22 protein-coding genes are annotated in these 23526 nt (G+C 62.3%); 4 read left to right on the top strand and 18 right to left on the bottom strand.

Features of this window, described 5'->3' with window-relative positions; genetic code table 11:
- Positions 1-96: 96 nt before the first annotated feature.
- The 17 genes from PFLQ2_RS14665 to PFLQ2_RS14745 form a co-directional block, all read right to left on the bottom strand.
- Positions 97-3192, bottom strand: a complete 3096-nt coding sequence (locus PFLQ2_RS14665; RefSeq protein WP_003181530.1) for an MdtB/MuxB family multidrug efflux RND transporter permease subunit — start codon at positions 3190-3192, stop codon at positions 97-99.
- Entirely contained in the window at positions 3189-4505 is a 1317-nt protein-coding gene (locus PFLQ2_RS14670; RefSeq protein WP_003181527.1) for an MdtA/MuxA family multidrug efflux RND transporter periplasmic adaptor subunit, read from the bottom strand. The genes PFLQ2_RS14665 and PFLQ2_RS14670 overlap by 4 nt, the downstream gene beginning before the upstream one ends.
- Before the next feature lie 191 nt (positions 4506-4696).
- Positions 4697-5197, bottom strand: a complete 501-nt coding sequence (tpx, locus tag PFLQ2_RS14675) for a thiol peroxidase (RefSeq protein ID WP_003181525.1) — start codon at positions 5195-5197, stop codon at positions 4697-4699.
- A 112-nt stretch (positions 5198-5309) separates the two neighbouring features.
- Positions 5310-5981 (bottom strand): DUF3313 domain-containing protein, encoded by a 672-nt coding sequence (locus tag PFLQ2_RS14680; RefSeq protein ID WP_003181523.1) that lies wholly within the window; start codon positions 5979-5981, stop codon positions 5310-5312.
- 118 nt (positions 5982-6099) lie between these two features.
- A complete protein-coding gene (locus PFLQ2_RS14685; protein WP_003181521.1) occupies positions 6100-6594 on the bottom strand; it encodes a hypothetical protein in 495 nt (164 codons plus the stop codon).
- 97 nt (positions 6595-6691) lie between these two features.
- The gene (locus PFLQ2_RS14690) at positions 6692-7189 is read right to left on the bottom strand and encodes a GNAT family N-acetyltransferase (RefSeq protein ID WP_003181520.1); all 498 of its coding nucleotides are present in this window, start codon (positions 7187-7189) and stop codon (positions 6692-6694) included.
- Positions 7190-7336: 147 nt separating this feature from the next.
- Positions 7337-8317 (bottom strand): LysR family transcriptional regulator, encoded by a 981-nt coding sequence (locus PFLQ2_RS14695; protein ID WP_003181518.1) that lies wholly within the window; start codon positions 8315-8317, stop codon positions 7337-7339.
- 46 nt (positions 8318-8363) lie between these two features.
- Entirely contained in the window at positions 8364-9311 is a 948-nt protein-coding gene (locus PFLQ2_RS14700) for a peptidylprolyl isomerase (RefSeq protein ID WP_003181517.1), read from the bottom strand.
- On the bottom strand, positions 9308-9787 hold the full coding sequence (locus PFLQ2_RS14705; protein WP_003181515.1) for a YbjN domain-containing protein: 480 nt from the start codon (positions 9785-9787) through the stop codon (positions 9308-9310). The genes PFLQ2_RS14700 and PFLQ2_RS14705 overlap by 4 nt, the downstream gene beginning before the upstream one ends.
- Before the next feature lie 22 nt (positions 9788-9809).
- The gene (locus PFLQ2_RS14710; RefSeq protein WP_003181514.1) at positions 9810-10457 is read right to left on the bottom strand and encodes a hypothetical protein; all 648 of its coding nucleotides are present in this window, start codon (positions 10455-10457) and stop codon (positions 9810-9812) included.
- A gap of 15 nt (positions 10458-10472) precedes the next feature.
- Positions 10473-12164 carry a putative porin gene (locus PFLQ2_RS14715; RefSeq protein ID WP_033046006.1) on the bottom strand — a complete coding sequence of 564 codons (1692 nt, stop codon included), beginning with the start codon at positions 12162-12164 and terminating at the stop codon, positions 10473-10475.
- Between the two features lie 39 nt (positions 12165-12203).
- The gene (locus PFLQ2_RS14720) at positions 12204-12908 is read right to left on the bottom strand and encodes an energy transducer TonB family protein (RefSeq protein ID WP_003181510.1); all 705 of its coding nucleotides are present in this window, start codon (positions 12906-12908) and stop codon (positions 12204-12206) included.
- A gap of 2 nt (positions 12909-12910) precedes the next feature.
- A complete protein-coding gene (locus tag PFLQ2_RS14725; RefSeq protein WP_003181509.1) occupies positions 12911-13336 on the bottom strand; it encodes an ExbD/TolR family protein in 426 nt (141 codons plus the stop codon).
- 10 nt (positions 13337-13346) lie between these two features.
- Entirely contained in the window at positions 13347-15146 is a 1800-nt protein-coding gene (locus tag PFLQ2_RS14730) for a DUF2341 domain-containing protein (protein ID WP_003181506.1), read from the bottom strand.
- A gap of 17 nt (positions 15147-15163) precedes the next feature.
- Positions 15164-16768, bottom strand: coding sequence for a ShlB/FhaC/HecB family hemolysin secretion/activation protein (locus PFLQ2_RS14735; RefSeq protein ID WP_033046005.1), 1605 nt, complete (start codon positions 16766-16768; stop codon positions 15164-15166).
- Positions 16769-16794: 26 nt separating this feature from the next.
- Positions 16795-17397 (bottom strand): transposase, encoded by a 603-nt coding sequence (locus PFLQ2_RS30995; protein ID WP_003181502.1) that lies wholly within the window; start codon positions 17395-17397, stop codon positions 16795-16797.
- Between the two features lie 207 nt (positions 17398-17604).
- Positions 17605-19041, bottom strand: a complete 1437-nt coding sequence (locus PFLQ2_RS14745) for an amidase (protein WP_003181500.1) — start codon at positions 19039-19041, stop codon at positions 17605-17607.
- 116 nt (positions 19042-19157) lie between these two features.
- On the opposite strand from PFLQ2_RS14745, the gene PFLQ2_RS14750 reads away from it, so the two are divergent.
- Positions 19158-19730, top strand: a complete 573-nt coding sequence (locus PFLQ2_RS14750; protein WP_033046003.1) for a TetR/AcrR family transcriptional regulator — start codon at positions 19158-19160, stop codon at positions 19728-19730.
- A gap of 48 nt (positions 19731-19778) precedes the next feature.
- On the opposite strand, the gene PFLQ2_RS14755 is transcribed toward PFLQ2_RS14750, so the two are convergent.
- Positions 19779-20570: a GntR family transcriptional regulator gene (locus tag PFLQ2_RS14755; RefSeq protein ID WP_003181496.1), complete on the bottom strand. Its 792-nt coding sequence runs from the start codon at positions 20568-20570 to the stop codon at positions 19779-19781.
- A gap of 251 nt (positions 20571-20821) precedes the next feature.
- Here PFLQ2_RS14755 and PFLQ2_RS14760 point away from each other — a divergent pair, with 251 nt between their 5' ends.
- From PFLQ2_RS14760 to PFLQ2_RS14770, 3 genes are all read left to right on the top strand, one after another.
- Entirely contained in the window at positions 20822-21835 is a 1014-nt protein-coding gene (locus PFLQ2_RS14760; protein ID WP_003181495.1) for an SIS domain-containing protein, read from the top strand.
- Between the two features lie 2 nt (positions 21836-21837).
- The gene (locus PFLQ2_RS14765) at positions 21838-22692 is read left to right on the top strand and encodes a PfkB family carbohydrate kinase (RefSeq protein WP_003181493.1); all 855 of its coding nucleotides are present in this window, start codon (positions 21838-21840) and stop codon (positions 22690-22692) included.
- Between the two features lie 61 nt (positions 22693-22753).
- A complete protein-coding gene (locus PFLQ2_RS14770) occupies positions 22754-23524 on the top strand; it encodes an ABC transporter substrate-binding protein (protein ID WP_003181491.1) in 771 nt (256 codons plus the stop codon).
- The last annotated feature ends 2 nt before the right edge of the window (positions 23525-23526 follow it).

Genomic DNA, 23526 nt, shown 5'->3' with positions numbered 1-23526 from the left:
AGCTCCAAGCTGCAAGCTTCAAGCTGCAAGAGAAAAGCAAGTCGTGCACAGGCTCTAGCTTGTCGCTTGCGGCTAGAAGCTTGCCGCTAGGTACCGTCATACCGCCACCTCTTTCCCATCCAGCTTGGCAAAGCGCCGCCCCAGGCGGTCGAAATACAGGTAAATCACCGGCGTCGTGAACAGCGTCAGCACCTGGCTCACCAACAACCCGCCGACCATCACCAAGCCCAAGGGCTGGCGCAGTTCCGCCCCGGAGCCGGTGGCGAGCATCAGCGGCACCGCGCCGAACAAGGCCGCCAGGGTGGTCATCAGGATCGGGCGGAAGCGCAGCAGCGCCGCTTGATAGATCGCCGTTTGCGGGTCGATGCCCTGGTTGCGTTCGGCGTCGAGGGCGAAGTCGATCATCATGATCGCGTTCTTCTTGACGATACCGATCAGCAGGATGATGCCGATGATCGCAATCATGCCCAGGTCATTGCCGCTGAGGATCAACGCCAGCAAGGCGCCGATGGCCGCCGAAGGCAACGTGGAAAGAATCGTGATCGGGTGGATGTAGCTCTCATACAGCACGCCCAGGACGATGTACATGGTGACCACCGCCGCCAGGATCAGCAGCAAGGTGCTCGACAGCGACGCCTGGAATGCCTGGGCCGCGCCCTGGAACTCGGTCTGCACACCCACCGGCATGCCGATGTCCTGCTGGACCTTTTCAATCGCCTCGACCGCATGGCCGAGGGCCACGCCGGGCGCGAGGTTGAACGACATCATCACTGCCGGAAACTGGCCGATGTGAGCAATTGCCAGCTGGGCCTGGCGCTCCTCGACCCGGGCCAGGCTCGACAGCCGCACCTGACCGCCGTCGGTGGTCTTGACGTGGATCTGGTCCAGCGCCTGCGGCCCGATCCGCTCCCCGGCCTGGGCCTGCAGCACCACGCGGTACTGGCTGGCCTGGGTGTAGATGGTGGAAATCTGCCGCTGGCCGAAGGCGTCATACAGCGCATCGGTGATGTTCGAGACGGAAACGCCCAGGCGCGAGGCGGCGTCACGGTCGATTACCAGGTAAACCTGCAAGCCCTTGTCCTGCAAATCGCTGGCGACGTCGGTCAGCTCCGGCTGGCGGGCCAAGGCCTCGACGAGCCGGGCGCTCCAGAGGCTGAGCAACTCGGCGTCCGGCGATGAAAGGCTGAACTGGTATTGGGTGCGGCTGACCCGGTCCTCGATGGTCAGGTCCTGCACCGGCTGCATGAACAGGCGGATGCCCACCAGGCGGTCCAGCTGTGGCTGCAAACGAGCAATGATCTGGGTGGCGCTGTCGTCCCGCTCGCCATGGGGCTTGAGGTTGATCAGCAGCCGGCCGCTGTTGAGGGTGGCATTGTCGCCGTCCACGCCAATATAGGAGGACAGGCTTTGCACCGCCGGGTCGGCGAGGATCACCTTGGCGAGCTGCTGCTGGCGCTCGCTCATGGCGGCGAAGGAAATCGACTGCGGCGCCTCGGAAATACCCTGGATCACCCCGGTGTCCTGCACCGGAAAGAAGCCCTTGGGCACGGCCAGGTAAAGCACCACCGTCAGCACCAGGCTGCCCACCGCCACCAGCAGGGTCAGCGGCTGATGCTTGAGCACCCATTGCAATTTGCGCCCGTAGGCGGCGATCAACCAATCGATCCAGGCGCCGCTGGCTCGGTAGAAACGGCCCTGTTCGTCTTCCTTGGGCTCACGCTTGAGCAGCCGGGCGCACATCATCGGCGTCAGCGTCAGGGATACCACCAAAGAAATCAGGATCGCCACCGCCAGGGTGATGGCGAACTCGCGGAACAACCGCCCCACCACGTCCGCCATGAACAGCAGCGGGATCAGCACCGCAATCAACGATAGGGTCAGGGAAATCAGCGTGAAGCCGATCTGCTTGGCGCCCTTGAGCGCGGCCTGCAACGGACTGTCGCCCTCCTCGATATAACGGGCGATGTTTTCCAGCATGACGATGGCATCGTCCACCACGAAACCGGTGGCGATGGTCAGCGCCATCAGCGTCAGGTTATTGATGGAAAAGCCCGCCAGGTACATCACGCCGAACGTACCGATCAGCGACAGCGGCACGGCTACCGAAGGAATAATGGTGGCGCTCACCCGGCGCAAGAACAGGAACGTCACCAGGACCACCAGGACGATGGCGATCAGCAGTTCATGCTGCACGTCGGTGACCGAGGCACGGATGGTCTGGGTGCGGTCGGTGAGCACGGTGACGTCCAGGCCGGCCGGCAGGTTATCGGTGATGCTCGGCAACAGGGCCTTGATCCGGTCCACCACCTCGATGACGTTGGCCCCCGGCTGACGCTGGATATTGAGCAGCACCGCCTGGTTTTCATTGGCCCACGCGGCCAGGCGTTCGTTTTCCGCGCCGTCGACGATCTGTGCCACGTCCTTGAGCCGCAACGGCGCACCATTGGCGTAGGCCAGGATCAGTTCGGCGTAGTCCTTGGGCGAGGTCAACTGGTCATTGGCGTCCAGCATCGAGACCCGGGTCGGCCCATCGAAATTGCCCTTGGGCTGGTTGACGTTGGAGGCGCCGATGAGGGTGCGCACGTCCGCCAGGTTAAGGCCGTTGGCCGCCAAGGCCTCGGGGTTGACCTTGATCCGTACGGCCTGGCGCTGGCCGCCAGCAATGGTCACCATGCCCACGCCGTTGATCTGGGCAATTTTCTGCGCCATGCGGGTGTCGACCAGGTCGTTGAGCTTGGGCAGCAACATGGTCTTGGAAGTGATTGCCAGGGTCAGCACCGGGGTGTCGGCCGGGTTGACCTTGTTGTAGACCGGTGGCGCCGGCAGGTCTTTAGGCAGCAGATTGGTCGCCGCGTTGATTGCTGCTTGCACCTGCTGCTCGGCGACGTCCATGTTGATGTCGAGGTTGAAGCGCAGGGTGATCACCGAGGCGCCACCGGAACTGGTGGATGCCATTTGCGTCAGGCCCGGCATCTGCCCGAACTGTCGCTCCAGGGGCGCGGTGACCGCGCTGGTCATCACATCGGGGCTCGCGCCCGGGTACAGGGTCATCACGCGGATGGTCGGGTAATCGACCTGAGGCAAGGCCGACACCGGCAGCAGCCGATAGGCGATCAGGCCGGCCAGGACAATGGCCAGCATGCTCAGGGTGGTGGCGACCGGGCGAAGAATGAACAGCCGCGAGAGATTCATGCGCCGTCCTTTTTCGCCTTGTCGGCCGCGACCGGTTCAGTCGGGGTTGCCGCGCTCTTGCCTTGCAGGTGCTCGGTCGGCGTGGTGGGTACGTCCTGGCTGTCGCTGACCACTTCCACTTCGCTGCCTTCCTTCAAGCGATCGGTGCCTTCGAGCACGACCCGGTCGCCAGCGGCCAGGCCTTCGGTGACCACCGTGTTGTCACCGTCGCTGGCACCGATTTTCAGTTTCTTGATGATGACCTTCTTGTCACCTTCCAGGGCGTAGACGAAGGTGCCATTGGTGCCAAACTGAATCGCTGCCGTCGGCGCCAAGACCACACCCTTGAGCGTATCGGCCAGCAGGCGCACGTTGACGAACTGGTTGGGGAACAGCGACTGGTCGCGGTTCTCGTAGCGGGCCTTGAACTTCAGCGTGCCGGTGGTGACATCGATCTGGTTGTCCAGGCTTTGCAGCACACCGCTGGCCTGGAGTTTCAGGTCGCCACGGTCCCAGGCTTCGACGGGCAGCTTGGCCCCGCTGCGGTAACGGGCAAGGACCGTTTCCAGGCTGTTTTCCGGGAGGGTGAACACGACGCTGATAGGTTGGGTCTGGGTGATGACCGCCAGCGCCGTGGTGTCGTTGGCCGCTACCAGGTTGCCGAGGTCCAGCTGCCGCAGACCGACCCGCCCGGCGATAGGCGCGCGGATCCTGGTGAATTCGAGGTTGAGCTTGGCGTCGTTGACCGCCGCCTGGTTGGTCTTGACCGTGCCCTGGTACTGGCCGACCAGCGCAGCGGCTGTGTCGAGGGTCTGCTTGGCGATGCTGTCCTCCGCATACAGGCCACGGTAGCGCTCGAGGTCAACCTGGGCGTTCTTCAATTGGGCCTGGTTCTGCAACAGCGTCCCTTCGGCCTGGAGCAAGGCGTTCTGGTACGGACGCGGGTCGATTTCGGCCAGCAGGTCCCCAGCCTTGACCATCTGCCCTTCTTCGAAGGCGATCTTGACCAACTCCCCGCCTACCCGGCTGCGCACATTGATGGTATTGAGGGCCGTGACCGTGCCCAGCGCCTTGTAGTACAGCGGGAAATCTCCGGTAACCGCCGGCGCCACCCGCACCGGGATCGGCCCTGAGGCACTGCCGAACCCAGGCCGCATGCCGCCTGAACGTCCCATGTGACCTGCTGCGGTCTTCTCCCCTGCCCCAGGCTTCTGCGCGGCGCCACCGGGCCAGAACTTCCAGGCCAGCGCCGCGACAACCAATACGATGAGCAGGCCGAGCAGCCAGCGGCGGGAATTGCGGGAAACAGAGGATTGCATGGAGTGATCAACCATTGGGCGCGAGGGCTTCTTCTACAGGAGGCTGAACGATAAGCACTGGCGGGTATTTAGCAAAGCGCCTTTACCGGCAATTTACGTTGGGCTTACCTGGCACGTTGTCGGCTAAGACCTTGAAGCACAAAAGAAAACGGCCTGGACAGGGCCAGGCCGTTAACAATTGTAATAAATGCCTTATTTCATTCCACTTATTTCAAAGCGGCCAGGGCAGCGTCGTAGTTCGGCTCTTCAGCGATTTCCTTGACCAGCTCGCTGTGCAGCACGTTGTCATTTTCATCCAGCACGACCACGGCGCGGGCGGTCAAGCCTTTGAGCGGGCCGTCCGCGATGGCCACGCCGTAGTCCTGGATGAACTCGGCACCCCGCAGCGTCGACAGGTTCTGCACGTTTTCCAGGCCTTCGGCGCCACAGAAGCGTGCCTGGGCGAACGGCAGGTCAGCGGAAATACACAGCACCACGGTGTTGTCCAGATCGTTGGCCTGGGCGTTGAATTTGCGCACGGACGTGGCGCAGGTCGGGGTGTCGACGCTTGGGAAGATGTTCAGCACTTTGCGCTTGCCGGCGAAATCCTTCAGGGAAACGTCGGACAGATTGCCGGCCACCAGGGAAAAGGCTGGCGCCTTGGAACCGGCTTGTGGCAACTGACCGTTGACTTGTACCGGGTTGCCTTTGAGCGTGACTTGAGCCATGAACGGATTCCTTCTGACATTGTGAAAATGATGGAGGCCGGAGTTAACCATGAAATGGTGCTCCGACCTATGGCTGGACATAAAAAGTCATGACTCGTTCAGGCGCGCGCCGCTATTTGGCCTTGAGCTTGAGAAACGACTGGTGCAGATCGGCCGCCCATCCGTCGATCACACCTTTCACATCATCGGCCTTCATCACTTGGGAGTCGTTGGACAACGGCTTGCCCGTGCCTTTGCGTACCACTTGGGCGACCACCGCATTGCTGCTGCCGTCGAGAAACACCGCCTCGGTGCCCAGGGTGGTTTCCTGGTCGCGAATACCGCTGGCAGTGCTCACCGCAGCCGCCACGAGCGCAATCGGAACCACCTCATAAGGTTTCAGGCCTTCAGTCTTGCTGCTGACCGCAGTGATGGCCGCGCGCATCACCAGGACACCAGGGCCCGGTGCCTTCGCCAGGGGCAGCGATTTCCCGGCTTCGCGCTTGAGCGCCTGGTCGTAGTAACTGGTGATACCTGACAGGGTCGCCTGAGGGATTTTTACCGTCGGCTGCGGCTTGGGATAAAGCTGTGTCGGTTCAATGTAAAGGCTGGTGTACCTGGAAAGATCGATCTTCGGATCGACCCAACGCATCACCTCGGCTCCCGAGGGGGATTTTTCTGCCTTGAGCCGACTGTAGTCCCCCAGGAACCCCGAATACTCGTCCGGCTGGGTGATCTTGCTGGAGCAGCCCGCCAAGGCGAGCGAGGCGATGCACACGGTGCCGATCATTGACGCGAACTTCATGCTGTCACTCCTGTAAGCCACACGAGACGGGGCCGGAAATACAGGTATAGCCAATCGGCGCCTTTTTGCCTGTTCCAGCAAAAACAAGCGATGGGCTGGCAAGCGTCCTTATCCCTGTTCAGCCTCGTTCCCGGGGAATCAGACCCTGCAGTTGCTGTGCGAGGAAGTCTGCATCGAAAACAAACGTGTCGGGGTCTTTCAGGCCGTTGGTCCGGCGCCACTGCCATTGCACCGAGGGTGGCTGGCATATCAGGGAAATGCTGCCGTGGCGAGTCGAAGCCAGGCCGATGATCGACAGGGACACCAGCCCGCCCACGCCCATCACTTCCGGCACGAACTCCACAGGTTTACCGGTAATGGACACGGTCAGTTTTTCAGTCTTGAACGGGGACGCTTGCGCCTCAACGCTCGCACCATGAGCCACGTACGCCTCGCGGCTCAGTTCCAGAAGACCTGGCGCCATGACGGGCGCCAGCCAGTGCTCGATTTGCCCGAACAACAGCTGGATCTGTTCAGCCCAAACCGTCGACTGGGCCAGGTGCTGTTGTTTCTTGTGCGCTTCGCTGTCTGCGTAATGACGAAGCATCTCGCCCAATTGCTGTACGTCATCCATGCGCTGTTCCTCGATTAAGGGCGTGCTGCGAAGCTGGATGATGACAGGTTCAAGCCCTGGGCGTACGCAAATGCCAGTTGCCTGCGCAGTTGAGCGTTCAACGCAGCCGTGCCATGGCCAGGGTGTCCACCCAACGCCCGTCACGCACGGCATAGTCGCGCATCAGGCCTTCAGTTTCGAAACCGAACTTGCGGTACAGCCCGATGGCCGCCTCGTTGTCGGCGTACACCGTCAGCTCGACCCGCCGCAGATTCATCCAATTATCTGCGACGTCCAGCGCGGCAGCCAACAGCATCGAGCCCACGCCCTTGCCCTGCCAGGCGACTGCCACGCCCATGCCCAGGCTGGCGCAGTGAGCACGGCGAATGCGCGAGTACTGCTCCAATCCAAGATTACCGATGACTTCGCCTTGGTGCAGCGCCACCAGTTTCAGTTGGCGTTCATCATCCACGGCAAGGCGCTTGCGCCAGACCTCGGTGGATTGGAAAGGCATTTGCAACACTTGGCGGGTCACTGCGGGATCGTTATATAACGCGGTGACAGCGGGGATATGGACATCGGTGAAACGTGCGAGGGTGATCGAAGGTTCAGACATGCGGCTCCTCCCTGGAGGCGTGGCAAGGCCGTTCACTATAAGCCCCTCCAGGCAGTGTGGGGAACCTGTAGGGGCTCAACTGGCGACAGTGTTGAATGTGCCAACGCCATCGCGAGCAAGCTGGCTCCCACACTGCTTTTGCCCCAGTCATGCCTGAAACCACTCCCGGCGCTCGTCCAGCGCGTGATGGATCAACTCGACGAGCATCCGTACTTGCGGCGAGTCTTCGGCCTGGGTGTTGACGGCCATCCACAGGTGACGCTGCATCGGCTCGGCAAACAGACCCGGCAAGGCGACGAGGCCTCTGTCGAAGCAGCTCATGTACTGGGGCAACAGGCCAATGCAGGCGCTGCAGCGAATCATTTCCAGCATCAATTCATAGGACTGCACTTGCACCACGCCGGCCCGGCGCTGCTCCACCACGGCATTCCACGCCGCGAAGCCGTGCACCTGTCGGTCCGCCTGCCATTGCACCACCATGTAGTCGTTCAAGTCATCAAGGCTGTCCGGACGCGTGGCCAGCCGTGAATAGCGTTTGGCGATGTGCGGCACGTAGTCCAGCCGCGCCAGTCGGTCCGCAGGCAGGGTGGCGAAGCTCGGTCCCGGCCCCGACGCCTGCCCATCACTGAGCCACAGCACAAGGTCGGCGCTGGCGGCTTGCAATGCCAGCTCACTGTCCAGCGTGATGATCTGCAACCGCACGCCGGCGTTGCGGCGCAGCAGCGAGGTCAGGTCTCGACCCAGGATGTCATGCAGGATCGACTCGGCGACGGCCAGGCGGATCAAGGGTTGGTCATTCAATGGCGGCGGCCCTTCGTTGGCCAGCGCGATCAACCGCGCCTGCAACTGCCGGCCTTCACGGCTGAGGGTCAAGGCGCTGCCCTGGAAAGTGAACAACGCGCGTTGCAGCTGCGCCTCCAGATGCGCCAATTGCTTGCGCAGCCAGGTCGCCTTGACGTTGAGGCTGCGGGCCGCCTGCATGAAACAGCCACAACGGGCGCTGGCGAGAAAACACTGCGCCACCTGTGGCTCAATGCTCTCAGCGAGCGCCAGCCAGGGATCGGGGGCACGAAACGGCGTGTGATGTGGATGAGTAGCCAGGCGTCCTGCGGGCTCGATGAATGTCATGGTTGACTCCCTGTCGGTTATTCCAATACACGGGGTTGCTACGGATCTACCTAAAGCCCTCCTCCAGCACCTTGCTCAGTTGCGCACCGTCGATGCTCAAGGTCGCCGTGTCGAGCATGCCATCCAGGTAAGCCTTGGCGATCTGCTCCTGGCGCTGGGCGCGCAAGGCCTGGGCCAGGCGCTCGCGGACTTCGTCCAGGGTCGCTTCGCGGGCGGGCTGTTGCTCGGTCAGCTTGATCACATGAAAGCCCGCCGCACTTTGCACCGGCTCCGACACCGCCCCGACTTTCAATCGCGCCACCGCCTCACGCACCGGCGCAACCAGTTGTTGGAGCGGCTGGAAACCACTGTCGCCGCCCCGCTCGGCACTGCTGCGGTCCTGGGAATAACGGCTCGCCAGCGCCGCAAAATCGGCGGGCGATGCCTGGGCTTTCTTGCTCAGTTCCGCGGCCTGCCGACGCACCGCTTCGATCGTTTGCGGCTCGCTCGCGGCCAGGAAAATCTGGCTCACACGGTACAGCGCCGGCGCGGTCCAGTTGGCTTTGCCGGCCGCATAGGCCTGCTTCAATTCTTCTTCGCTGGGGTATCCGGCCGGCACCTGGCTGACCGATTGCAGGTAATCGCGAAACACGATCTGCTCAGCGGCGGCCCGGGTCTGGCGCTCAACGTCCGGTCGCTGGCGCCAGCCTTGGGCATCGGCTTGCTCCAGTACGGCTTTTTCCGCGAGACGTGCGCGGATCCAGCCTTCCAGCGCAGCCCGATTGCCACGCATCTGCTGACGAACCTCAGGCGCCAGGGCTGCCAGCAAGCTCTTGAGCTCATCGCCACTGACTTGCTGATTACCCAACCGGGCCAGGCTCGGCGCGTCGGCCGAAACGACGCTGAGGGACTGCACCGCTGCCACCGGATCGCTGCCCGGGCGCAGGCCAAGCGTCACCGCCACGGCGACCAGGCCCAACGCCGCAGCGCTGATGACGAAGGTCGGCTTTTTCACGATGCGGCGGCCTCTTCCAGCGATTCCTCGGCCGGCTGTGCCTGGGCCTGCACCCGCGCGGCGTCCTGGCTGTATTCACGCAGGTAGACGATAAATTCCTGCAGCAACCGATCCCACAATTCCAAGTGGCTGCGCAAATGATCGGGGCTTACCCCGGCGGCTACCACCACGTCCATTTCCATCACCAGGAATTCGCCCTGCACCGACAACCGGGCAAAGCGTCGCGACGCGTTCCAGAGTTCCGCCAGGCCGGCCGGCAACTCACCCTGCACCCGCAAGGCACAGCTGAACGTGAAATCCAGGTACGCACCCGGTGTCGGCCCAGGGTTGCCGAAACGCACGGCATAGCCGATGCCCTGGCTGGCACTGAGCAATTGCACGATGCCGTTCTGCTGCGTTTCGTTGACCCGGTAGCCTGCGGCCTGCAACAGCTCGGTCAGGGTCTGGGGGGATACGTGCTCGATCAGTAAGGTCATGGTCAATTCTTCCTTGCGTTAATCAATGAATGTTCGCGGCCTGTGGCGCATCGAAACGGTTTTTATAGAGGTCATCGCCAAAACCTTGGGCCAGCTCTTCGAAACGTACACGGGCCTTGGCGGCGAACGGCTGGCGGATCTTCACGATGTCGGTCACATCAAGGGTTTCGTAGGCATGCAGCAGGGACTTGGCCACGTCGTACATTTGCTGATTCTTGACCGAACATTGCTGCACTTGTGTGTCACGCTCCGTCAGTTGCGCCTCCAGCCGCGCCCGCTCGGCCTCCTTGCCACGGGCCAAAACCAACAGCTCGTCATAGGCTTTCTTGAACTTGCCGATCTGCTCGTTGCTGGCCGTCACCTGGGCCTGGGCCTGGCTTTGCAGGGTCTGCTGGTGCCCAGACAGTTGTTCGTTCAGCGCCTGGGCCTTGCTCAGTTGCGCAGTCAATTGCTTGACCTGCGCCTGAGCCTCCTGGGCCTGGCTTTGCGCAGCCTGGCGGGCGGCGCTGGCCTGGGCTTGTTCGCTTTGCAGGGCTTGCAACTGGGCAGTGGTGCTGCGCAGTTGCGCCCGCAACCGTTCCTCCAGGCCTTCACCGTGGGCGCTGCCGCCCAGCAACAGGCCCAGTACCAGCAGCGTGACTGGACAAGCGTTCATGGCTCGCCTTTTCATGGGGCCTCCCTGCGCTTAGAAGCGCGTGTTGATTTCAAGCTGCAAGACATCGATGTCGTACGGCGCGCCGTACACCGCTTCGGAACTCAACCAACGGCCGGTGGCGAAGACGTTATTCGCCAGGCCATAGTTGCCACCCAGGAAATAACCCTTGGCGTTGGTGCCGCCCAGATGGAATGACGAATCGTTGAAGCCGTCCGGCAAGGCATCGGGCTGGATGTACTTGTATCCGGCGAACAGGTTCCAGTCGCCCTGGCGCTTGAGTTCCAAGGAGCTGCCCAGGGTGAATTGCAGCATCCAGGCGTTGGCACCGCTTTGCACTTCGCCGTCGCTGTCCAGGTTGTTGGCGAACTGCCCTGCCGAACGCTTGCGCATCTCGCCTTCGTCGTAGCCCAGGTTGTGCACGTAGTGGGCCTGGCTGCGCAGTTTCAGGTCTTCAGGCAGGTCGGTGTCCCACGCCAGGTTCACGTCCAGCAGGTTGAATTCCGAGGCCAGGCCGACGTATTGCGGCTGTGGCGTGGTGGACGGGTTGAGCGGATTGGGCGCGATGTCCCGCAGCAAAAATACGGTGTTGCCCTTTTGCATGAACGCTACGCGTGAACCGTCGCTGTCGCAGCCCGGGTCGCCGGCCCACGGCTGGCACGACGAAGAACGCTGGCCTTCGATGTCGTCGAAGCGGTAATACGCCAGCGCGCCCTTGATCCGGTTGCTGTCGTTGATCGCCCAGTTGGCGCCCAGTTGCGCGCCGTACAGCCACTTGTTATCGCTCTCTTCCTTGTCACTGCCGTTGCTGGTGCTGGTGTCATTGGTGTACTCCACCGGGAACGCGCCGACGGTGCCGAACACACCCCAGTCCTGATTGAGCTTGTGGTTGAAATTCGCCGCCACGCCATCGAAGTTCAGGTCACCGGAATACAACAAGTCGGTGGAGAAAAACGGATTGGCAAAACGTCCACCGGTCAGGGTCAGCTCATCCGAGGGTTTCCAGGTCAAGTAACCCTGGTCGAGCCAAATGTCTTTCTTGCCGAACCCGCCGCCCAGGGTCTGGGTGGTGGACACTGGGTTGTTGTCCGAACCGGTGCCAATGCGGATTCCCGCCGTCCATTGCGGCGCGATCACCGCTTTCATGCCCAGGCGCGCCCGCAGGCGGAACAGGTTTTCCCGGTCCTCACGAGTGTTGAGCAACGGTGGCAGGCTCGAACTGCTGTTGGGGTTGACGTCGTATGGGCCCCTGTCGTTGAGGCGGGCGAAATCGACGATTTGGTTGCTGTTGGTGCCCGAGTAATAGCGCGACTCATCCCGCAAGCGAATGTCGCCATCGAAACTGATGCGCGAGACCCAATCCGGAAAGGTGTTGGGCTGCGCCCAGTTTTCCTGCTTGGCGGTGGCCATGACTTCGGCCTTGACCTGGTCGCGGATCTGCTCACGCACGATATTCGGCACGTATTGCACCCGCACGTCCCCCGGCGCACCGGCCGGCGTTGCGGCAATTGCCGTGGCGGCTTGACGGGCCTGCGCCGCTTCACGTTCGGCCTGGGCGATCAGGCCATCGGCCTGGTCTTGCTTCAACACGCCTTGCTGCACCAGCAGGCGGATCAGATTGATCGTGGCGTTTTCCGAAGGCGCCGGGGCGGCGGCCGCGTGTCCGGCCAGGCTCAACACCACCAGGCCGATCGCCCACGACAATCGATTCACATTGGAAATCATCTGCACACAACTCCTGTTGGCAAACTTTCAAATAGTCGGTTAACCCGGTCGCCGTCCCTGCAAGGACAGGCGCACGGGCAAAGTCAGGGAGGCCGGTGGCCGTTCACTCAAATGAGGTGCGCCGCGCAGGGCGGAAATCACCTGCTCGTCCACTTGCCGATTGCCGCTGGATTTCACTAGCTCGACCCGGGTGATTTCCCCCACGGCGCTCAGCCAGACGTCGGCCTGCAGGGCGAACGCCAGGCTGCGCAGATCCGGGTTCTCTCGCAGCAGGCGCTGGAAGGTGAACGCCAGGAATTGGCTGTACGTGCCGTTGCCCAATCGCCCTCCGCCTGCTCCGGCCATGCCACCGCCCTTGCCGGCGCCGATGTTGAAAGCGTCGTTGCCCGATTGCGCATCGCCGTCCATCTGCATCGGGTTCGCCAGGTCATCCACCGGCGACGGCGGTGCTTCTTCCTCGGGCTTGACCTCTTCGGGTTCCGGGGTCGGTTCAGGCTCGGGCATTTTTTCCTCGACCTTGGGTTCCGGCTCCTTGGGTTTCTCCGGCGGCGGAGGGGGCGGAGGCGGCAGCGGAATGATCGTCGGCACCTTCGGCGCTTCCCGGCGCACGCCGCTCATGTCGTTGGCCCACTGCCACAGCAGCCAGGCCGCCACGGCGCCCAGCAGCAGGCCCGCGGCCCATTTGAGCAGGCGCACCGGGGAGGCCTTCACCGGGGGTGGATTGATAGGAAGTCTGGCGGTCATGGTCAGCCCTGGCTCGGTTTGCCGGTCACCAGACCGACCTGGGACAACTCCAGGCGCCGTAACAAGTCCAGCACCTCGATGACTTTCTGGTACTGCACCGTCGCGTCGCCGCGCACGATCACCGGAAAATCCGGGCTTCGGGCCTTCTCGATGCGCAGGCGCTCTTCCAGCTCAGCCAGGGTCACCGGGTAGGCATCGAGGAACACCTGCCCGCCGTCATTCACCGAAATCGCCTTGGTCTTGGCTTCGGACAACGACACCGAGGCGCTGGCCTTGGGCAGGTTGATCTGGATCCCTGACACTTGGGCCGTGGCGGTGAGGATGAACATCACCAGCACCACCATGAGCACGTCCACCAATGGCGTGATGTTGATGCTGTCGACCGCCGCGTCATCGTCGTCATCGTGTGAAGCATTTACGCTAGCCATCGCGATCCCCTCAGGCCGGTACGAACGATTGGACGTGATGGTCACGGCGCTGGGCCGCTTCGCCGGCCTGGCCTTCGCCGTGCAGCTCCGCCAGCCGGGTGATGAACTCGTCAACGAAGACCCGCATGTCAGCGCTGACTTCCTTGTTGCGGGTAATCAGGCGGTTGTAGCCAAACAGCGCGGGAATGGCGACGAACAGGCCCATCGCGGTGGCGAGCAAGGCTGCCGCCATGCCTGGAGCGATGGCGTTGATGTTCACATCACCGGCCATCGCCGTGCCGAGGAACACCACCATGATCCCCAGCACGGTGCCGAGCAGGCCGATGTAAGGACCGCCGGCGATGGCGTTGGACAGGGTCGAGAGTTTCGAACTCAGTTGCTGGTTTTCCCGAGTGCGCACGCCGTCCATGGAACAGCGGATCGCTTCGATGGTGGCCGCCGACACCGATGAGGTGTCGGCGCCCTGCTCGCGCCGGGTGCGGATTTCCTTGACCGCCACCCCATACAGGCGCCACAGGGATGAATGTTGCAGGCGCTGGGCGAGGTCCTGATCGTCGGCGAACATCTCCAGGCGCGTGCCGATCCTGGCGAACTGTTCGCGGAAGGCTTCGTTGGCGGCACTGACGCGGCTGACCATGCGGTTCTTGCGAATCATGATGATCCACGACTGGAACATCATCAGCACCAGGACGGCGATGATCACCCAGGCGTCCAGCGGCACGGCGTTGAGCAAAAAACCCAAGCTGCCGAAACCGAAGCCGGACTGTTCTTCATCGACCCCGTAGGCCACCAGTTTCGATTCGGCGCCCTGGGCGTTGGCGTCGGCCAACAGCAGCGGCGCCGGACGAGCGACCTTGGATAGGCGCGCTTCGTCCATGGCGCCGCTGAACGGCACGAAGGCACCGGCAACGACATCCGCGCCCAGGGCGATGGGCGAGTTGAACGCCGGCATCGCCACCGCGAGGCTCGCCGTTTCGCGACCGTTTACGTACAGCACCACTCTGTCGCCCGCGGCGGTCAGCGCCAGATGCTGCCACTGGCCCGGGTTCAGCGGTTGGGTGGAAACGGCGCGCTGGCCGTCGATTGCCACAAACGGTACGCCTTGATTCACGCCCACCATCAGGCTGGCGGCGCCGTCGTGGCGGGCCAGGATCACTTGCTCACCGCTGGCCTGGTCCTGGCGCAGCCAGGTGCTGAACGTGAACGCCGCGCCGGCGCCCTGTTGCAACGACGGGCTGGCGGGCAGCAACAGCGGCTGGCCGTTGAACTGCAAGGCACGCCCGATCACGCCGTCGACGCTAGTGCCGACGGCGCCCTGGGCATTGTTGCCGTAGGCCGTGGTGTCCTTGGGCGGCACGCCGGTGGCGCCGTCGAAGTGGTACAGCGCGGTGTAGTCCGGATCGAACGTCAACTGACCGCTGCCCGTGGCCGGTGCCTTCTGGTTGCCGTAATACATCCACAGGTCCTGCCGCTGTCCGCCCTCCACACTTGGCACATCGACCCAGACCAACGCCATGCCCATCAACGGGTCGAAACTCTCGATCTGATGATTGAGCACGGTCTTGTCGTCGGCGCTGACAAAACGCAGGTCCGAGCCGTCGTCCTTGACACCATCGAAGGTGAAGTTACCGGTGTGCAGGCGCACCAGCAGTGCCGTGCGGCCCAGGGCTTGGGCGATGGCGGCGCCCTGGGGCGTGGTGTCCACCGAAATCTGTTTGCGGTAATGCCAATCGTCCTGCCACCAGGCATTGGCGGTCGCCGGAAGCACCAGCCCCAGGCAGATCAACAGGGAAAACAATAAGCGTTGCATGGACATGACTCCTGGGTTCAAAACGTCGCTTGCAGGTTGAAGTGCAGGCGCGATTCCTGTTTCGAGGTGTTCGGCCCGTCGAGCAGCGGATAGCCCCAATCGAGGCTGCCGGACATCCACTTGCTCAGGCTCGCTCGGGTGCCGAGGCCGACACTGGCCAGGCTGTAATCGGCTTCCTGGTCGGGCAATTCGTCGCGCAGGTAAAGCTGCGCGCCTTCGGCGAAGGCATAGAAGCGCCACTCCTGGACATGGCTGCCAAGGAACTTGGCGAGGGACGGTGTGCGCAACTCCTGAGACAGCAGGTAGCCGTCGTCCCCGGTGCGCTCGGCGGCCAGGTAACCGCGCACCGAGGTGGCGCCACCGGAGGAGAACTGTTCGTTGGAAACCAGGGGGCCCGATGCCAGCTGGAAGGCGGCCTTGGATGCGGTCTGCCAGTCGTTGGCGAAGGTAAAGGTGTAGCTGCCGTCGCCCTTGAGCACCGCAAAGCTGGGGCTGGCGCGGTAACGCTTATAGTCGAATTCTTCGTCGGAGCTGCCATAACCCAACAGGCTCCGTGTGCCGGCCACCAAGCTCAGGCCGAGGCCCAGTTGGCTGCTTTGGGTGTAGCGAAGCCCGTTATAGGCGAAGGTGAACGGTGCGTATTTGAGCGGAGCCTTGTCGCTTGCGCCGCCCAGGCTCAGTTCCTCTTCGAAATCCTTGAAGTCCACGCCGACGGAAAACGTATTGGCCCAAGCGGCGCTGGACGGCAGGCTGTAGATCGCCGAAACCCCGTAGGAGTGGCCTTTGCCCAATACGTTGCTGCCGCCGACCGTCGCCACGTTGCTGTCGGACTGATAACCAGAGAACTGCACACTCCAGCGTTCATTCAAGGGCGCGGTGTACGCACCCGACCAGACCTTGGCATTTTCGGTGTCTTGGGGCGCGGTGAAGAACGTCAGCGAAATGCTGTGGCCCAGTTGCCAGAGATTGTTGTAGCCAAGACTGGCGACGGTGCGCAGCTTTTCGGTATCGGCACTGTAGTCGTTGTTCAGCCCCAGGCTCGCTTGCCAGGGGTCCTGGTCTTCGACCTGCAAGTCCACATCCATGGTCCCGGGGCGCTGCCCTTCACGCACCAGCGGCATCACCTGGCGCCCGGGCGTCTTGTTCAGTTGCGCCAGTTCGGCCTGGACCTGGGCGAAATCAGGCACCGCACCTTCCTTGAGCGCCGGCACGTCATCACGGATTTCGACAGGGGAATAATGCTTGGCGCCCACCACCCGCACCCGGCCGACTTTGGTCTCGCTGACTTGCAGGTAAACGATGCCGTCCTCGACTTTCTGTTCCGGCAGCTCAACGAACACCGATTGATAGCCCCGGGCCTGGTAGACCTTTTGCAGCGCTTCGCGCGCCCCTTCGATGTCGTCCAGCGTCTTTTGCGGACCGAGGTACGGGTAGACCGCTTCCTCGATAGCCCGGGCATCGAGCACGGTGTTGCCACGCACGAAATACTCGTTCACGTCCACCAGGCGCGCCGGTGCCGTCTCGGCCTGCGCCCCTTCTTCGGCTGCCCATGCCGTCGGCCCCCCAACCGCCAGCAGCAGCCAGCCCCACAGCGCCGGCCATAATTTGAAGAAATGCTCCACACCACCCCCTGGATTCAAAATTCGGCTCAATTGCTGGCCGTCGATGTCGTGGCGTGCCGGGCCAGCCAGGTATGCAGCAGCGCGAAATTCAAGGAGAACTCCGGCATTTGCAGCAAGGCACCACAAAACACTTCGCCGATGACTTTCTGGATGAGCTGCACCGCCCGCGCATCGCCCAGCAGCGTCGCGAGGTCTTTGCTCAGGACGTTGAAGCTCCAGACCTTCTGATTCAGGTCCAGGCCGACGAACCAGCGGAACAGCAGGTTGTAGTTGAGTTGTTCGTAGAGTTGCTGCTCGCTGGGCACTGAATAGAGCAGTTGCAGCAAGAGGATATGCATGGCGGTCTGCGGCGCGATGAGCATCCGGGCGTCAGCATTCAGGCCTTGCAAGACATCGCGATGATCATCCAGCAGGTCGTCGATCTGCGGACGCAGCAGGACCAATGAATGACCCTGGGGGATGTAGCTGGACACTTCCTTGAGTGCGCCCTGCCAGTCTTCCTGGGAAACGATCCAGACCCAAGGCGCCCCGTAGCGATACACCGACACTGGTTGCTTGCGCGCCGCCTCGACGATCTTCGACAGGCGCTGGTCGAGCTCCTGCATGCCCACTTTCGAATAACGTTCCATAGTCCCCATCGCCTCACTCCCGGCTTCGCGCCCCGGTTCCAAACGACCTTGAAGGTCCCCTCGAACACGTCACACAGGCATGACGGGAATGGCGATGTGCTACCGAACTTTTGTCATGAAAGCTTCATTTGGCAGGCACGCAGGCAGCACCAGCCTCAGCGGGGCGCCGCTCGGGTCCGCCGGCAAGCCCGCGCTCGCCGGCCAAGATCAGAGGTTGCCAGCCCAGGCGCCAGGCTTGCGGGCCGACCATGGCAAGGCGCGCTCCAGTTGGGCGGCCAGGCGCAACAACCGGTCTTCGCGCCCAAACCCCGCCGAGAACTGCATGCCAATAGGCAAGCCTGTTTCGGTATCAAACGCCAGGGGTACGGACATCGATGGGGACCCGGTCACATTCGCCAAGGCCGTGAAAGGCGAGTGGGCAAAGACTCGGTCTATCCAGCCCCTGCCATCCACAAGCGCCTGGCCTTCGTTATAGCGACCGATTACCGGAGGCAGCTCGGGCAACGTCGGGCTCAACAAGATGTCGTACCGGCTGAAGAAGCACCCCATGCTGCGGGTCACCAGATTTCGCAAATACATGGCTTCAAGCAGATCGGTGGCGGTGAGCCGGCAGCCCCATTCATGCAACGCCAGCGTGGCCGGCTCAAGCGTGCTGGCATCCACCGAGCGTCCGGTTCCCGCCGCAATCGCGTTGATCCAAGCCGCGGTATTGGTTGACCAGAATCGGCCGTTCATCTCCACGAAGCCTTCCCAGCTGAGGCCGATGTCCAGGTTGATCGCTTCCACGTTATGCCCCAGGCCCTGGAGCTGTGCCGCGATGTCGCGAGTGGCGTTGGCAACCGGTTCGGCGCAGCGAGCGCCGTTCAGTGGGTGCAGCAGAAGGCCAATGCGCAGGGCCCCGGGTTCACGAGTCGTTTGCCCGAGATAGGAGTCTTGCGGCCGGATAATTTCAAAGGGATCGCCGGTGGCCGGCCCTTCGATTGCGTCCAGCAAAGCGGCACTGTCGCGCACGGTTCGGCTGACCACACCGTGGACGGCGAGCCCGGCCCACACTTCATCCACCGCGGGCCCCATCGGCACCCTGCCCCGACTGGGCTTGAGCCCGAAAAGTCCGGTTGACGCCGCGGGGACGCGGATGGACCCGCCGCCATCGGTGGCATGGGCCGCCGGTACCAAGCCGGCAGCCACGGCGGCGGCCGAGCCACCGCTGGATCCTCCAGCACTGCGGCTCAAGTCCCACGGGTTGCGTGTCGGCCCGGAAAACAAGGCTTCGGTAGTGGTGCTGGCGGCCAGTTCAGGTGTGGTGGTCCGGCCGAGCGTAACCAGCCCGGCCTGCCGCAAGCGGCTCATCAAGGTCGAATCTTCATCGGCAACACACCCGGCGGCCAAACGACTGCCCAACTCGTTCAAGCGTCCCTTCGCAGTAAGGCCCAGGTCTTTCACCAGGAAAGGTACACCCTTGAACGGCCCGTCGGTGGCCTGGGGTTCGTCACCCCACACTTCAACCAATGCATTGACTGTTGGGTTGAGCTGTTCAATGGCCGAAAGCGCCGCGGCGCTGACTTCGGCCTGGGTGACTTGGCCGGTTGCGATCAACTCAGCGAGTCCCAGGGCGTCGTAACCCGCGTATTCAGAGGTTTTCATCAGATTCTCCAAGCCAGGATGCCGTTGAGGCGTTATGATTTGTACCTAGCAGTATCGGACGATACCGATAGGTATAGTTAGATACCATAAAGTATCGCTGTCAAGTGGAGAACGTCATGCGACCCGAACGAATCCCCCAGCTAGCACCCCGAGAACGAATTCTCGATGCAGCCGAAGAGCTGTTTTTCACAGAAGGCGTTACTCGGGTGACGGTGGACGCCATCGCAGCGAAGGCCAAGTCGACCAAAATGACCGTCTACCGGCATTTCGATTCGAAAGACGCCCTGGTGTTGGAGTGGATACGGCTACTCGTCGATCAATATTCGGAGGTTTTCGAGGCGCTGTCGGCAAAGCATTCCGGCGACCCCAAGGCGCAAATCCTTGGCTTTGCAGAATTCATCGCCCGGGATCTTTCGGCCGCCTCCTACCGGGGCTGCCCTTTCACCAATTCGCTGGCGGAAATACCCGAGCCAGGGCACCCCGCGCGCCAGTTGATCGAAGCGCACAAGAAACGCCAGTTCCTGCGCTTGGCTGCGCTCTGTGCCGAAGCTGCTCTGGCCGAGCCGGACGAATTGGCCATGGAACTCACCTACTTGATGGAAGGCGCCCAGGTCGTTTCACAGAACAGAAGTATCGAGTCCGTGGGTGAAAACCTGATCAGGATGATTCGAAAGAAAATCGACGGCTAAGCCAGGTGACAGCGCAGGCCCAATCCGCCGAGCGAGCCTGCAGACGCCTCAATGGTCGGAATGAAAGCTGTTGACCCGGCTGTCCGCCAGCTTGAACACCACCCGCTGAGGATGGTTGATCGACACCAGGTATTCCACCGGTTGCCCCTGGCGATCGAAAATCACACCGCGGTAGACGAGCGCGGCCGTCCCGGGCTCGACTTCAAGCAAGCGCGCCTCCTGGTCGTTCATCGCGGCGATGCTCAACGTACCCTCGTCGCTTTCGATCTCGATCTGGTAGCGCGACAACAGCAAGGCATACAGCGAGGCCCCCGCGATCAGGTCCCCAGCCACCAGCTCCGGCGCGCGGGCCGCCGGGATATAGCTGGTCTCGATGCAGAACGGCTTTTGATCGACGGTGCGCAGGCGCCTGATGGCCAGCAACGTATCCCCTTCCCGAATCTTCAGTAATTTGGCGACGCGTGCACTGGCCTGGGTTTGTTCGAAGTACAACAGCTTGCTGCCTGGCCGGGCCCCGGCCTGCTCGACCACTTCGGCAATACCTTTGCGCGCCACGGTGTTGAGGGGCCGCTCCACGCCCGGCGCAGTCACAAAGGTGCCGCGATTACCCCGACGCTCCAGGACGCCGCGATCGATCAGCGTCTGCAGGGCTTTTCGCAACGTCATCCGGCTGATCCCCAGATGCTCGGCCAGGTCCCGTTCCGCGGGTATCCGTTCGGTCGGCCCGAACTCGGGTCGCTCCAGCATCTCCAGCAATGCCTGGACGGCCTGCCACGCAACCTGCTTGCGTTCGGGCGCCAGCAGCGCCACATCGGAGGGCTTTGAAGAAACAGCTTTCATGGTCTACATCCTGGATTATTTTTTGGCGCGTTCACAACGACTCTAGCAGCAAAGAAAACCCTCGCAAACCCGCAAGCTTGGTTAAAACAGGCCAGAAACGGAGCTTTCAAGCCTTCGCAAGCCGCAGCGACAGGCCATTAGACCATGCCAGAAAAACCTTGTAATGGTATTTTTCGTGGTATAGCTTTTGGTCTAAACAGGGCGCATGAATCCAGCATGAACCCGCTTAACAAGGCACCCTAGGAGCTTACATGGCGATCCAGTTCAACCGGGAAGCATTCACCGCCTCCTTGCAACAATCCGTACAAATCGTCGACGACGCGCAGCAATTCGGTCAGGAGCTGGCGACGCGGATCGATCGTATCTATTTCGTCAGTTGCGGCGCCCCCAACCGGATCATGCTCGGCCTGCAATACTGGCTTGAGCGTTATAGCCACACGTTGGAAGTGCGGCGCTATTTCCCGGCGGATTTCATGGACATCGATCCGCCGCGCCTGGATGAGCGTACGTTGGTGGTCCTGGCCTCCAAATCCGGAACGACCCAGGAAACCATCGCCGCCGCACGTTTCCTTAAAGACAAGCCCTGCCTCACGGTGGGCGTGACCCAGACTGCCGAGCTGCCGCTGGCCCAGGCTGTCCAGCATTGCTTTCTGTTGGGGCGTACCGACGAGGCGTACTTCGGTTGCTTCATGATCTTGCAGGCGTTGATCGGCGGTCTGTTGGCCAAGCGCGAGGGATGGCCGTTGCTGGACAAGCTCGTTCAATCGCTCAAGGCCCTGCCCCAGGCATTGGCCGACGCAGCCATCAACAATGACCGGCGCGCGGCCGAAGAAGCACGCCTCTACAAAGATGATCGGGTCATGTATTTCCTGGCCTCGGGCCCGATGTTCACCACCGCCTATGTCTTCGGCGTCTGCGTGGTGATGGAAAGCCAATGGCTGCATTGCCTGCCGGTGGAGGCTGCGGAGTTTTTCCATGGGCCGTTCGAAGCCATCGACTCGTCCACCCCGCTTCTGTTGCTGGTGGGCGAGGATCCGAGCCGGGCGCAGATGGAGCGCGTCGTGCGCTTCTGCCAGCGGTACACCGAACGGGTCATGGTCTATGACGCCAAGGACTTCCCCATGGAAGGCATCGACCCGCAGATTCGCGCGATTGTCGCGCCCTATATCGTCGGGATCGCCGCCGAGCGCATCGCCGCTCATCTTGCGGTCTGGCACCAGCAGCCGCTGACGACCCGTCGCTACATGTGGAAAACGGAGTACTGAGCATGACCAGCCTGATCGCGGTCGGTGATAACACGATTGACGTGTACTTGGACCGCCACGTCGAATACCCCGGCGGGAACGCGCTCAACACCGCAGTGTTCGCTTCAAGGCTTGGTACTCGCAGCGCCTACCTGGGCTGCGTCGGCGACGACCGCCATGGTCAACGCCTGCTCGATTGCCTGCGCCAGGAGCACGTCGACGTCTCGCGTTGCCGAACGCTGCCGGGCGCCACGGGTTGGGCATGCGTGGACAGCGCCAACGGCGAGCGGGTGTTTCTGGGCAGCGATGCGGGTGTCTGCCGTCAATTGCAGCTCGAGGCCGACGACCTGGCCTATATCGCGCAACACCCACTGGCACACAGCAGCCTCTACAGCGGCCTCGAGGGCCAGTTGGCGCAAATACGCCAGGCCAGTGGCTGCCTGTCTTTCGACTTTTCGGACAACTGGGTGGAGTTCGATTGGCGGGCGATGATCAAGCATGTCGACATTGCCTTTTTCTCGGCGGCCGACCTCTCATCGAGCGAAGCCCAGACGCTGGCAAGCTCGTTGCGGGCGTGGGGCCCGGCAGTCGTGGTCATCACTCGCGGTGCCGAGGGCGCCCTTGCACTGGATGCCCGAGGCGTCCACGAGCAACCGGCGCTGCCCTGCACGTTCGTCGACAGCATGGGCGCCGGCGACGGTTTTATCGCCGCGTTCCTGCTGGCATGGCAAGCCCGGCAGAGCCTTGCCGAGTGTCTTTTACGCGGCGTCGATTTCGCCGGCCAGGTGTGCGGCTGGGCCGGTGGCTTCGGCCACGGCCAAGCAGTGGATGCCGGGCGCACCGAGCAACTGAAACATGCCTTGAACCTTCAAGGCTGATGCGCGCCACCCGGGGTATGTCCCGGGGCGGTTCTACCAACCTGTCGTGGATACCCTGTCGATGAAAAAATGTCTGATCGGTTTGATGCTCGTGGCCAGCCCGCTGATGACCTGGGGCGCCAGCGAAGAGCTGCGTTTCGGGGTAGATCCCACCTATCCACCCTTCGAGTCCAAGCGCCCGGATGGCTCACTGACCGGTTTCGATATCGAGCTGGGCGAAAGCCTGTGCAGCGAATTGAAACGACGTTGCATCTGGGTGGAAAACGCCTTCGACGGCATGGTTTCGGCCCTCAAGGGCAGGAAGTTCGACGGGATACTGTCGGCTCTTTCGATCACTGAAGAGCGCAAGGCCGAAATTGCCTTTTCCAACACGCTTTACGACACCCCGGCGCGCCTGGTGGCGCCTGAAGGCAGTGCCTTGCAGCCGACGGCGGAATCGCTGCGCGGCAAGCGCATCGGCGTGCAGCAAGGCAGCGTGTTCGAAGTCTATGCCAAGCGCATGTGGGGACCAAAAGGTGTCGAAATCGTGCCTTATCAAAGCAGTGACTTGACCTATTCGGACTTGATCAATGGGCGACTTGATGCGGCGTTTGACGATGCGATTGCGGTTTCCGAAGGGCTGCTGAAAAAGCCGATAGGCAAAGGCTTCGGCTATGCCGGTGAGGTGGTCAAGTCGCCTGAAATCTTCGGGCCGGGTACCGGGATCGGCTTGCGCAAAAACGATACCGCCCTGGCCGGTGAAATCAATCAGGCGCTGGAACGGATCCACCGCAACGGCACGTATGAGCGTATCGCCAGCAAATACTTCGACTTCGACATTTCACCGAAATAACC

It is taken from the genome of Pseudomonas fluorescens Q2-87, from assembly GCF_000281895.1.
Taxonomy (GTDB): Bacteria; Pseudomonadota; Gammaproteobacteria; order Pseudomonadales; family Pseudomonadaceae; genus Aquipseudomonas; species Aquipseudomonas fluorescens_S.
Note: the sequence above shows the minus strand (reverse complement) of the source record. Positions and strands in the feature narration are given on the sequence as shown.

Coding starts and splice junctions, on each gene's coding strand:
- PFLQ2_RS14665 (WP_003181530.1), bottom strand. CDS start 3,192: ATGAATCTCTCGCGGCTGTTCATTCTTCGCCCGGTCGCCACCACCCTG.
- PFLQ2_RS14670 (WP_003181527.1), bottom strand. CDS start 4,505: ATGGTTGATCACTCCATGCAATCCTCTGTTTCCCGCAATTCCCGCCGC.
- tpx (WP_003181525.1), bottom strand. CDS start 5,197: ATGGCTCAAGTCACGCTCAAAGGCAACCCGGTACAAGTCAACGGTCAG.
- PFLQ2_RS14680 (WP_003181523.1), bottom strand. CDS start 5,981: ATGAAGTTCGCGTCAATGATCGGCACCGTGTGCATCGCCTCGCTCGCC.
- PFLQ2_RS14685 (WP_003181521.1), bottom strand. CDS start 6,594: ATGGATGACGTACAGCAATTGGGCGAGATGCTTCGTCATTACGCAGAC.
- PFLQ2_RS14690 (WP_003181520.1), bottom strand. CDS start 7,189: ATGTCTGAACCTTCGATCACCCTCGCACGTTTCACCGATGTCCATATC.
- PFLQ2_RS14695 (WP_003181518.1), bottom strand. CDS start 8,317: ATGACATTCATCGAGCCCGCAGGACGCCTGGCTACTCATCCACATCAC.
- PFLQ2_RS14705 (WP_003181515.1), bottom strand. CDS start 9,787: ATGACCTTACTGATCGAGCACGTATCCCCCCAGACCCTGACCGAGCTG.
- PFLQ2_RS14710 (WP_003181514.1), bottom strand. CDS start 10,457: ATGAAAAGGCGAGCCATGAACGCTTGTCCAGTCACGCTGCTGGTACTG.
- PFLQ2_RS14715 (WP_033046006.1), bottom strand. CDS start 12,164: ATGATTTCCAATGTGAATCGATTGTCGTGGGCGATCGGCCTGGTGGTG.
- PFLQ2_RS14720 (WP_003181510.1), bottom strand. CDS start 12,908: ATGACCGCCAGACTTCCTATCAATCCACCCCCGGTGAAGGCCTCCCCG.
- PFLQ2_RS14725 (WP_003181509.1), bottom strand. CDS start 13,336: ATGGCTAGCGTAAATGCTTCACACGATGACGACGATGACGCGGCGGTC.
- PFLQ2_RS14730 (WP_003181506.1), bottom strand. CDS start 15,146: ATGCAACGCTTATTGTTTTCCCTGTTGATCTGCCTGGGGCTGGTGCTT.
- PFLQ2_RS30995 (WP_003181502.1), bottom strand. CDS start 17,397: ATGGAACGTTATTCGAAAGTGGGCATGCAGGAGCTCGACCAGCGCCTG.
- PFLQ2_RS14745 (WP_003181500.1), bottom strand. CDS start 19,041: ATGAAAACCTCTGAATACGCGGGTTACGACGCCCTGGGACTCGCTGAG.
- PFLQ2_RS14750 (WP_033046003.1), top strand. CDS start 19,158: ATGCGACCCGAACGAATCCCCCAGCTAGCACCCCGAGAACGAATTCTC.
- PFLQ2_RS14755 (WP_003181496.1), bottom strand. CDS start 20,570: ATGAAAGCTGTTTCTTCAAAGCCCTCCGATGTGGCGCTGCTGGCGCCC.
- PFLQ2_RS14760 (WP_003181495.1), top strand. CDS start 20,822: ATGGCGATCCAGTTCAACCGGGAAGCATTCACCGCCTCCTTGCAACAA.
- PFLQ2_RS14765 (WP_003181493.1), top strand. CDS start 21,838: ATGACCAGCCTGATCGCGGTCGGTGATAACACGATTGACGTGTACTTG.
- PFLQ2_RS14770 (WP_003181491.1), top strand. CDS start 22,754: ATGAAAAAATGTCTGATCGGTTTGATGCTCGTGGCCAGCCCGCTGATG.